The sequence below is a fragment of the Breznakibacter xylanolyticus genome (assembly GCF_003254275.1).
Taxonomy (GTDB): domain Bacteria; phylum Bacteroidota; class Bacteroidia; order Bacteroidales; family Marinilabiliaceae; genus Breznakibacter; species Breznakibacter xylanolyticus.
Map to the genome: position 1 here is coordinate 43,358 of NZ_QKZK01000026.1, position 10,875 is coordinate 54,232.

General features: G+C 46.4%; 7 protein-coding genes. 6 read left to right on the top strand and 1 reads right to left on the bottom strand.

The features are described from left to right. Positions 1-283 precede the first annotated feature (283 nt). The gene (locus tag LX69_RS13225; RefSeq protein ID WP_111446534.1) at positions 284-667 is read left to right on the top strand and encodes a co-chaperone GroES; all 384 of its coding nucleotides are present in this window, start codon (positions 284-286) and stop codon (positions 665-667) included. Between the two features lie 7 nt (positions 668-674). On the opposite strand, the gene LX69_RS13230 is transcribed toward LX69_RS13225, so the two are convergent. Then, positions 675-1,787, bottom strand: a complete 1,113-nt coding sequence (locus LX69_RS13230; protein WP_111446535.1) for a hypothetical protein — start codon at positions 1,785-1,787, stop codon at positions 675-677. Between the two features lie 172 nt (positions 1,788-1,959). Here LX69_RS13230 and LX69_RS13235 point away from each other — a divergent pair, with 172 nt between their 5' ends. The 5 genes from LX69_RS13235 to LX69_RS13255 all read left to right on the top strand — a co-directional run bounded on the left by LX69_RS13235 (position 1,960) and on the right by LX69_RS13255 (position 9,953). Further along, positions 1,960-4,353, top strand: a complete 2,394-nt coding sequence (locus tag LX69_RS13235) for a TonB-dependent receptor (protein ID WP_111446536.1) — start codon at positions 1,960-1,962, stop codon at positions 4,351-4,353. A gap of 40 nt (positions 4,354-4,393) precedes the next feature. Further along, positions 4,394-5,350 carry an NAD(P)H-dependent flavin oxidoreductase gene (locus LX69_RS13240; protein WP_111446537.1) on the top strand — a complete coding sequence of 319 codons (957 nt, stop codon included), beginning with the start codon at positions 4,394-4,396 and terminating at the stop codon, positions 5,348-5,350. A gap of 128 nt (positions 5,351-5,478) precedes the next feature. Then, positions 5,479-7,713: a RelA/SpoT family protein gene (locus LX69_RS13245; RefSeq protein ID WP_111446538.1), complete on the top strand. Its 2,235-nt coding sequence runs from the start codon at positions 5,479-5,481 to the stop codon at positions 7,711-7,713. A gap of 124 nt (positions 7,714-7,837) precedes the next feature. Next, the gene (locus LX69_RS13250; RefSeq protein WP_111446539.1) at positions 7,838-8,293 is read left to right on the top strand and encodes a Fur family transcriptional regulator; all 456 of its coding nucleotides are present in this window, start codon (positions 7,838-7,840) and stop codon (positions 8,291-8,293) included. A gap of 388 nt (positions 8,294-8,681) precedes the next feature. Continuing rightward, positions 8,682-9,953: an adenylosuccinate synthase gene (locus tag LX69_RS13255; protein ID WP_111446540.1), complete on the top strand. Its 1,272-nt coding sequence runs from the start codon at positions 8,682-8,684 to the stop codon at positions 9,951-9,953. Positions 9,954-10,875: the final 922 nt, after the last annotated feature.

Below are 10,875 nucleotides of genomic sequence, written 5' to 3' on the forward strand. Positions count from 1 at the left end.
AAAAGTAAAGTTATAATTTTTTAGGAGCCATACTACGATTTCCCATGAAAAGTTAAAGTTAGTTAATGAAAAAAGTCATTTCGCGACAATACGCACAGCAATACAAAAACATCTATGACTTTGTTTATCTACATCTTAACTCGCCATCCACCATACAACACCAAAAAGGCTAACGACCACAACTGGTCGCAAAAAATACAATTCGTAACAACTCCGACAAAGAAGTACAACCATTCGAACAAACTCATCATTTTATATATTTGCAACAAACAACCTCCAAAAGATGAATTTAGGAATCGACGAGCTGGACTTAAACCGCTTCATTGTGGTCGGTGACAGAGTTTTAATCAAACCAAAAACCCTTCAAAACAAAACCAAGGCCGGGCTTTACCTTCCTCCCACGGTAACCGAAAAAGAAAACCTGTGCAGCGGCTATATCATCAAAACAGGGCCGGGATACCCCATTCCGGCGATTATAGAATCGGATGAACCTTGGAAAGATAAACGCGAAGAAGTAAAATACGTCCCCCTACAGGCACACGAGGGTGATTTGGCAGTATTTATGCAGTCGGCAGCCTTTGAAATACAATATAAAAACGAAAAATACTTCATCCTCCCTCAATCATCCATCTTGTTGCTCATTCGCGACGAAGGACTATTCGAATAATGGCGCATCAGAAGCTCATGCCGGCTTGTCGTCTCAACAGTAAATTCTCAACCACCAAAGCATCTATAAAAGCAGGGCAATGGTAACGGTAGTGAAACAATGCCAATGGCGCCAGTCGTTGCAGCAAAGGATGGGCATACACCGACAAAAATCCGGCTGTAAACCAGTAATCTCTCCGCCCGGGACGCCCAGGAACAGTCATGATACCTGCAGGATCCAACCCTAACAACAAACGGGCGTTATCGAGCAACAAGTCGTCCATCGTGCCAGACGAACAAGAGGCCTGGAGCACTTGAGCGCGGAGTTGTTGCATGGCATCAGCTTCAAAAAAAAAGGGCACCAAGGCAGCTAAACGACTCAAATGATAATAGATAAGCGCTGCACGCGGATATTCGGGCGAAAGACGAAAAGCATCACAAACAATCTTACCCGAACCAACCACCAGGTGCAAAAGCTCACGAGTCGCGGCATCGTGTTGATTGAGCGCCACGCCCGACTTCCAAAATAGAAACATCAAATTGGTCAACACGCAAACGTCCATCTCGATAGGCATTTTTTCGCCCAACCAGGTACTGTAAAATGGCATGTGACGATAAGCCTCACAACCATTCCGAAGACACAAACGCACCGTGTTGGCATGACGAGGCAACAAGTCGTGGAACTGCTGAACAGTAGCAGTGTCGGTGCCGTCTGTGAGCATCACCATGGCAGTCGAATCGACATCATCGGGCAAGTCGAAAAAACGGAACCGATGCAGCAACCTCCCCCCGGGGAACCACTCCCGTGGCCGACGCGACCAAAAATTAACCGAAGGCCGACTCACATTCCAAAACCGGCCATAGTGCGCATTGGCCTCACGAATAATGCCTTCAGCGCATGCACGTTCGTCACCATCCATGATTTGCAGATGTGATTTCAGCACAAATGCCACAGCCGATGAGAAAAATAACGTCCGCTCACTCCGCGTCCAGCCCATCAAGCCATGCGAACGCCATCCGGGAATCATCCCGGGTTGCTCAGATGATTGCTGAGCAATGGCCATGTGCTGAAGAATATCAATAACGGTGCAATGCATGATGAATAATTGTGCCGGGTAAAGATATTCACTCAAATCGACCATTCATCACGCCATGTTAGATTCTTTACACCCATGCCATCAATTTGAATTTTCACCCAAAACATTCTGCTATATTTGGCAACCAACCAGCCCGGCTTGTTGTTATGAGAGAAGATAGCATCAAAGCCACCCACAAAGAATTTATATACTAAAATAAATCATACAGTTCATTTACATGAAACTCCTCCTCACAACCCTATTGCTGCTAAGCTTATCACTTCCATCATGGGCACAGGGCAACACGATAAGTGGAGTGGTGCGCGACAAACTCACCAACCAGCCCCTCCCGTTTGTCAACATCATTGTGTCGGGCACCACCACGGGCACCACCACCGACCTGGACGGCACTTTCACCATTGGCAACATCACCACCGAATTTGCCCAACTGCAACTCTCGAGCCTGGGTTATGCCCCCCTGATGACCGAGGTGATCTACCTGTCGCGCATTCGCCCCGTGCAGGTGAACCTTGAAATGGAACCCTTTGCCGAAACACTTACGGAAGTGAAAGTTTCGGCACAAACCTTTGTTCTACGCCCCGAAAGCCCCGTGTCGCTCCAAAACATCGGGGTTGACTTAATTGAAAAAAGCGCAGGTGCCAACCGCGACATATCAAAAGTGTTACAGTCGCTGCCCGGCGTGGGTACCACCTCTTCGTTTCGCAACGACCTGATTGTGCGCGGGGGCGGTCCGAGTGAAAACCGTTTTTACCTCGACGGGATTGAGATCCCGGCTCTCAATCACTTTTCGACACAAGGTGCTTCCGGAGGCCCGGTAGGACTGCTCAACGTCGATTTTGTGCGGGAAGTCGATTTTTACTCCGGGGCATTTCCCGCCAATAGGGGAAACGCCCTCAGCTCGGTATTTGAATTTAAGCAAATTGATGGCAATAAAGATCGTACAGCCATGAAAGCCGCCGTAGGTGCGTCGGAAGTATCGCTTTCGGTCAACACCCCCGTGGGCAACAAAACCACCCTCATTGCCAGCGCACGCCGCTCATACCTTCAGCTGCTTTTCAAGCTCATTGACCAGCCATTCTTGCCGACATTCAACGACTTCTCGTTCAAAACCAAAACACGATTTGACGACAAAAACGAGCTGACCATTTTGGGCATTGGCGCCATCGACCAATTTAAACTCAACCCATCACCCAACCCCAGCGAAGAAAAGGCCTACACGCTCAGTTACCTGCCTGCATACGAACAGTGGAACTATGCAACAGGGCTAAGCTACAAGCACTTTTTCAGCCACAGTTACCTTACCATTGTGGCCAGTCGCAACAAGCTCAACAACACCTCATTTAAATATCGTGACAATATCGAAACGGCCGAAAACCTGTTATACGATTACGTTTCCAATGAAACCGAACACAAACTCAGAGCAGAACTCTCGGCTCGCCCCATGAACTATACCATCAATGTCGGAATGGGTGCAGAGCAAGCCTTGTACGACAACCGTACCTTCGCACTCCTTTACAACCAGCAAGGACTCACCCAACGCCTCTACCAATCCGACTTGGAAGTGCTTAAATGGAGCGCCTTTGGCAACGTGTCGCACCCTTACTTCGACCAGCGACTCACCCTGTCAATGGGGGTACGCATGGACGCCAACAACTACAACGCCCACATGCGCAACCCCATCAACCAATTGAGTCCACGCCTTTCAGCATCTTTGAGAGTGGCTCCCATGCTATGGTTCAATACCGCCGTGGGTCGCTATTTTCAACTCCCGGCTTACACCACCCTGGGATTCAGAAATAACAACGGGGTGCTGGTGAACAACCTCAATGGCATCACTTACATTCAAAACGACCAACTGGTGGCCGGCTTTGAACTCCGCCCCAACGAATACACCAAATTCAGCATCGAAGCGTTCATCAAAAAATATGACAATTACCCCTTTTCGGTGACCGACTCGGTGAGTCTGGCCAGCAAAGGAAACGACTTCGGAGCCTTTGGCGATGAAGAAGTCACCCCCACTTCGCACGGGCAAACGCATGGTTTCGAAATCATGGCTCGGCAGCGTTCGCCTCGCGGATATTCATACCTGTTTTCGTACACTTACGTCATCAGCGAGTTCTCGAACTACAAAGGCGAACTGGTGCCCTCGTCATGGGACAGCAAACACCTGCTCACCCTCACGCTCAACAAAACCTTCAAACGCAACTGGAGCGTGGGTGCCAAATGGCGTTTTGTGGGCGGATTACCCTATACACCCTACGACTTTGAACGTTCTCAAATGGTAGAAGCCTGGGATGCCAAAGGAAAAGAATACCTCGACTATTCGCAGTTTAATGGTCGAAGAGCACAAGCTTACCAACAACTCGATCTGAGAATAGACAAAACATACACCTTTAAAGGATGGTCATTGGGTCTCTATATGGACATACAAAACGCTTATAATTTCAAACTCAACAGTCCACTCAAACTGGTTCAGCAGAAAGATGCCAATGGAAATCCCATCATCCTGAACCCCGAAGCAGAAAAAAGCCAACAAAAATATGCGCTCAAAACCCTGCAAACCACTTCGGGAACTCTGCTTCCATCGGTGGGGCTGATTGTTGAATTCTAAACAAATCATCCCAATAATAACAAACCACACAAAAAATACAATGACAAACCGCATCACACAACTATTCAACATTCAATATCCCATCATTCAAGGCGGGATGGTATGGTGCAGTGGCTGGAAACTGGCCTCTGCCGTGAGCAACCATGGCGGCCTCGGGCTCTTGGGTGCCGGCTCGATGTACCCCGAAGTCCTGAAGGAGCACATTGCAAAAATGAAACAGGCCACCGACAAACCCTGGGGCATCAACGTGCCCATGCTCTATCCCGATTTGGACAGCATCATCGACCTGATTATTGATCAAGGCGTGAAAATCGTATTTACCTCAGCCGGCAACCCGGCCAAATATACGGCTCGTCTCAAATCGCATGGCATTACCGTGGCACATGTGGTGGCTAACACCAAGTTTGCCCGCAAATGCGAAGATGCCGGCGTGGATGCCATTGTGGCCGAAGGTTTTGAAGCCGGCGGACACAACGGCCGAGAGGAAACCACCACCCTCACCCTCATCCCGTCGATCCGACAAAGCACTTCGCTACCTCTTATTGCAGCCGGAGGCATTGGCACCGGAGCCGGCATGATGGCAGCATTGACGTTGGGTGCTGATGGCGTGCAAATTGGTTCTCGCTTTGCGGCAGCTGCCGAATCTTCGGCACACGACAACTTCAAGCAACTTGTCACCACCCTGAACGAAGGAGACACCATGCTGTCACTTAAAAAATTGGCGCCGGTACGTCTTATCAAAAACGATTTTTTCAACCGTGTAGCTCAAGCCGAAGCCCAAGGTGCATCGGCCGATGAACTCAAAGAAATACTGGGTCGGGGGCGTGCAAAAAAAGGCATCTTTGAAGGCGACCTGACAGAAGGAGAACTGGAAATTGGCCAAATTGCCTCACTCATCCAAACTGTTGAACCCGTCAGCCAAATTATGACAGACATTATATCGGAATATCGACGCTTGCGCCAAAATATCATCCATGCCCCCGCTTTCAACATTTAAGAAAGACATCCAATGATGCATCCATGAGCTTTGAGGCGTGTTTTTCATTCGCCCGGGGAGAAAATGATTCGCTTAACGACTCGAGCGATTGAATAATTTGATAATTTCGTGCGGTTTAACATCATTCAATGAAGAACTTTTCAGAACAAGAAGAAGAGAAGTATGTCCGCGAACGCATGGACGAATTGGTGCGCTCATGCCCACGCAACCTCGACGAACAAAGCACCCGCCTCATATACAAGGCCTTTGAAGTGGCTTATCAGGCACACAAAGGCATCCGCCGCAAATCGGGTGAACCCTACATTTTGCATCCCATTGAAGTGGCGCGCATTGTCTCCGAAGAAATCGGGCTGGGCTCCAAAGGCATATCGGCTGCTTTGCTACACGATGTGGTAGAGGACACCGAATACACCGTAGAGGACATGAAAAACCTCTTCGGAGAAAAGATCGCATCCATTGTTGATGGTCTCACCAAGCTGTCCGACATTCTGGACAAAAACAAATCGCAACAGGTCGAAAACTTCCGAAAACTCCTGCTCTCGATGGTTGAGGACATCCGTGTGATCCTCATCAAACTGGCCGACCGCTTGCACAACATGCGCACACTCGATTCGATGGCCGAAAACAAACGCCTGAAAATTGCAGCTGAAACGCTTTACTTTTACGCCCCGCTGGCGCACCGACTGGGGCTCTATGCCATTAAAACAGAACTGGAAGATTTAAGTCTCAAATACGAGCATCCCAAAATCTATAACGACCTGTACGAAAAGGTCAAGAAAAACGAGACAGCTCACCTGCATCTCATCGACCAAATATCACAGCCCCTTGCTCAAAAATTAACCGAACAGGGCTACAACTTCGACATTAAAGGGCGCCCAAAATCCATCTTCTCCATCTGGACCAAGATGCAAAAAAAGAACATCCCCTTTGAGGAGGTTTACGACATGCTGGCCATTCGTATCGTCTTTAAGCCACAGCCGGGCATTCCCGAAAAGGCACAATGCTGGGCCATCTACTCACTGGTGACCGACATTTATAAACCCAAACCCGACCGCCTGCGCGACTGGGTGAGCACCCCAAAAGTCAACGGCTACGAAGCGCTGCACGTTACCGTGATGGGGCCGCAGGGAAAGTGGGTGGAAGTACAAATCCGCTCCGAACGCATGGATGAGATTGCCGAACGCGGGTTTGCTTCCCACTGGAAATATAAAGGACAGCAAGACGGCGAGTCAGAACTGGACAACTGGCTTAAACGCATTCGCGAGATACTTGAGAATCCCGAAAACGATTCACTGGAATTTCTCGATGACTTTAAGCTCAACCTCTTCTCGTCCGAGATGATGATATTTACCCCCAAAGGCGATGCCAAGGTCATGCCTGTTGGGGCTACGGCGTTGGATTTTGCCTTCGAAATCCACTCCAACATCGGTTACAAATGCATCGGAGCAAAAGTCAACTACAAACTGGTGCCTCTGAGCCACGAACTCAAGAGCGGTGACCAGGTTGAAATCATCACCTCCGAAAAACAAACCCCTAAATACGATTGGCTCAACTTTGTCACCACAGCCAAGGCCAAGACAAAAATCAAAGAGATATTTAAAAAAGAGCGCAAAGGCGTCATTACCAAAGGGGAGCACATGCTTGAAACCGAGCTAAACAAAACAAAGCTCACCACCAACGCCCGCATTCTGAAAAAAATTCTCGAGCACCACCACATTGGCACCAAAGACGAGCTATACTATCGTATCGGCACAGAAACCATCACACTCGAAAACCTCAATAAAATACTCAGCAGCAAATCGTCCAATAAATGGGTGAAATACTGGCGCCTCTCGTTTGGATTCAACGAGTCGAACAAGAAAACCGACGATATCCCACAGGAAACAGAAAAACCCAAACTCAGCCACATGGTGCTCACCGACGAAAGCGACCCGGAACGATACACCATCGCCACCTGTTGCAACCCAATCCCCGGCGACGATGTGGTGGGCTACATGGACGACCAAAACAAAATGATTCTCCACAGCCGAAAATGTCCCAATGCCCTTAAGCTCATGTCGAGTGAAGGACAACGCATTGTGTCGGCACAGTGGGAGTCGCACAAGATACTCTCCTATTTGGCCATCATTAACATCACGGGCATCGACCAAATTGGCGTGGTGAGTAAAATCACCAAAATTATCTCCGAAGATCAAAACGTCAACATGCGATCACTCAACTTTGAGAGCCACGATGGTATTTTCGAAGGAATCATCTACCTATACATCCACAATACCGAAGACCTCAACAACATCATTCGCAACATTCAAAAAATCAAAGGAATATACAACGTCACCCGTCAGGAACGCATGAAAAACAGTTAACTTGAGATCTCACGCCCACCGCCCCTGATTCGCTCAAAAAGTTAATATATATTGAATCTAAACAAGCCTGCTATTTTTATTCGATTTTAATTAACTTTATCACCAATTTGAAAACCAGTTCGCCATGAGCAAAGAGATCAATAAGGAGACTGTCAAACAAATATTTACCGACTACCTCCAAAAAAACGGCCATCGCAAAACACCCGAACGGTACGCGATTCTCGACGAGATATATTCTCGTGACGGTCACTTTGACATTGAATCGTTGTACATATTCATGAAAAACAAAAACTACCGCGTTAGTCGTGCCACGCTTTACAACACCATTGACTTGCTACTCGACTGCAAACTGGTAATCAAACACCAATTTGGCAAAAACATTGCCCAATTTGAAAAAGCGTTTGAATCGAAACAACACGACCACCTCATTTGCACCCAATGCGGCAGCGTGACCGAGTTCTGCGACCCGAGCATACAGGTGGTTCTCAACAATGCTTCGGGAATCATGCATTTTAATGTCACGCAACATTCACTTTACATTTACGGCATTTGTAAAAAATGCCAGGAAAAAAAGGGATAAAACCGACCTAATACCCTACAAAAGCAATGCACATCTCTACTTTAGGCAATCGGCCTATTTAAACTCATTCAAAAATCCAATATTTTAAAAATTAGCCCGTCAATGGGCATGAAATAAAGATTAAAAAAACGTATTTTTACCAGTCGAAACTCGGAACCCTAATGGGGCTTCCGATTTTTTAATGTTTAGAAGTACCATATCGCAAAGCATATTCAAACAAACAACAGATTTACTGAATATTGCACAAATAAATCAATGAAAACGCATTCCAACATTTTGAAAAAAATAATGGAATGACAGGTCAAAGAAGAGACCAAAACAGAAAAACTTGTGCGAGAACGGAACGAATAAACGATTGTTAAACAGATGAAACAACAAAACAAACACAATGAAAGTTGATGTACTATTGGGGCTCCAGTGGGGCGATGAAGGCAAAGGTAAAGTCGTTGACGTACTCACCCCTCATTACGATATTATCACCCGCTTTCAAGGTGGTCCCAATGCCGGACACACTCTTGAATTTAACAATGTGAAACACGTCTTGCGCAGCATCCCATCCGGCATTTTTCACGAAGATAAAATCAACGTCATTGGAAACGGCGTGGTGCTCGACCCCATCACTTTCAAAGAGGAAATTGATGCCCTCCAAAACAAAGGCTACGACCTACGTCAACGCCTGCTCATCTCTAAAAAAGCACACTTGATTTTGCCCACGCACCGCATCCTCGATGCCGCGTCGGAAGCAGCAAAAGGAGCCACCAAAATCGGCTCAACCCTCAAAGGCATTGGCCCCACTTACATGGACAAAACCGGCCGTAATGGCGTGCGCGTGGGGGATATTCTTCACAACTTTGATGAAAAATACAAGGCGCTCAAAGAAAAACACCTCAAAATGTTGTCGATGTACAACTTTGAGTTCAACATCGAAGAGTTTGAAAAAGGGTTCATGGAAGGCATCGAAACCATTCGGAGCTTCCAACTCATAGACAGCGAAAATAAACTCAACAACCTACGCAAAACGGGTAAAAAAATATTGGCCGAAGGAGCACAAGGCACGTTGCTCGATATTGACTTCGGCTCTTACCCGTTTGTCACCTCATCAAACACGGTGTGTGCCGGCGCTTGCATCGGCATGGGAATCGCACCCACCAATATTGGCGAAGTATTTGGCATTTTCAAGGCTTATTGCACCCGCGTGGGTAGCGGCCCCTTTCCCACAGAACTCGACAACGAAGTGGGTGAAGCCATCCGAACCGTGGGACATGAATTTGGCGCCGTTACCGGACGGACCCGTCGCTGCGGCTGGCTCGACCTGGTTGCCCTCAAATATGCCGTTACCATCAACGGTGTCACACAACTCATTATGACCAAAGCCGATGTATTGAGTCAATTTGAGAACATCAAAATTTGTACCGCATACAAAATTAATGGAGAAATCACCAACGAATTCCCATACGAATTGCCCGAAAATCTGGAACCCGTTTATATGGACTTACCAGGATGGCATTGCGACCTCACGGGCTTAAAGTCGGAAGATGAATTCCCCGAAGAACTTAATAATTACATCGACTTTTTGGAAGAACAACTCGAGGTTCCCATCACCATTGTTTCAGTGGGTCCCGATCGTGATCAAACCATTGTACGCGAATTATTGAACTAATACACATCGCTCAACGATTAAAAAGGTGCCCATTTTTCATTGGGCATCTTTTTTTTGCAAACCAAACAACATCAATGACCGTCTAAACCGCATTAAGTGCCTATCCACTTACTTTCAACGACAAGACAACAGGCTACACTCCTCTCAATTAACACGTTTTAACTTCATTTCATATCCATTCATTGAATAATTCAAGATATTTGCAATGTAGATTTTTTTCATAGATTTGGATTTGGTTAACAAAAGCTGATTAAGGGAAAGGGCAGAGAAATCTGCCCTTTTTCTTTTTATCCACAACAATAGATTCAATTTTAATGACATCTATTGCATGATCTCAGAGCATTCTCATTAAACTCCATATAAAATAACACATCCCATTTTAAGAGATGACCATATTTGGTTTTTGATAAACAATCAAACATGACACAAGCAAACCCCATCATAAGTTATCCTCCTCATTATTTGGAACGACACAATGGAAACATATTGCTTCGCATCACCAGACGATAGGTTCAACAGATAAAGCCCCCCAAAAAAAACAGCTGACACAGCATTGATTTCAAATCGTCGTTTACAATTTCTTGCATTCAACTCAGCACTTGTTCCCATCAGCCATTATTGAAAATCAAGACTCCACCCCACCTCTAAAACAGATAGACGTTCCATCAACGTTCTTTTATAATGTTTTAACAGCGATTAAAACTTCTTCACCAAGAAAACAACCATCTTTGTAATGTAGATTTTTTTCATAGATTTGGATTTGGTTAACAAAGCTGATTAAGGGGAAAGGGCAGAGAAATCTGCCCTTTTTTTTATGCACTGACCTAACCGGATGCTTTTTAACCCACTTTGCAGCTATCCCAAAGCCATCGCCTGTATTTCAATGAATTGTTCATTTTCAAGTTCCGATTTGTGTACTACA

Coding starts and splice junctions, on each gene's coding strand:
- LX69_RS13225 (WP_111446534.1), top strand. CDS start 284: ATGAATTTAGGAATCGACGAGCTGGACTTAAACCGCTTCATTGTGGTC.
- LX69_RS13230 (WP_111446535.1), bottom strand. CDS start 1,787: ATGGTCGATTTGAGTGAATATCTTTACCCGGCACAATTATTCATCATG.
- LX69_RS13235 (WP_111446536.1), top strand. CDS start 1,960: ATGAAACTCCTCCTCACAACCCTATTGCTGCTAAGCTTATCACTTCCA.
- LX69_RS13240 (WP_111446537.1), top strand. CDS start 4,394: ATGACAAACCGCATCACACAACTATTCAACATTCAATATCCCATCATT.
- LX69_RS13245 (WP_111446538.1), top strand. CDS start 5,479: ATGAAGAACTTTTCAGAACAAGAAGAAGAGAAGTATGTCCGCGAACGC.
- LX69_RS13250 (WP_111446539.1), top strand. CDS start 7,838: ATGAGCAAAGAGATCAATAAGGAGACTGTCAAACAAATATTTACCGAC.
- LX69_RS13255 (WP_111446540.1), top strand. CDS start 8,682: ATGAAAGTTGATGTACTATTGGGGCTCCAGTGGGGCGATGAAGGCAAA.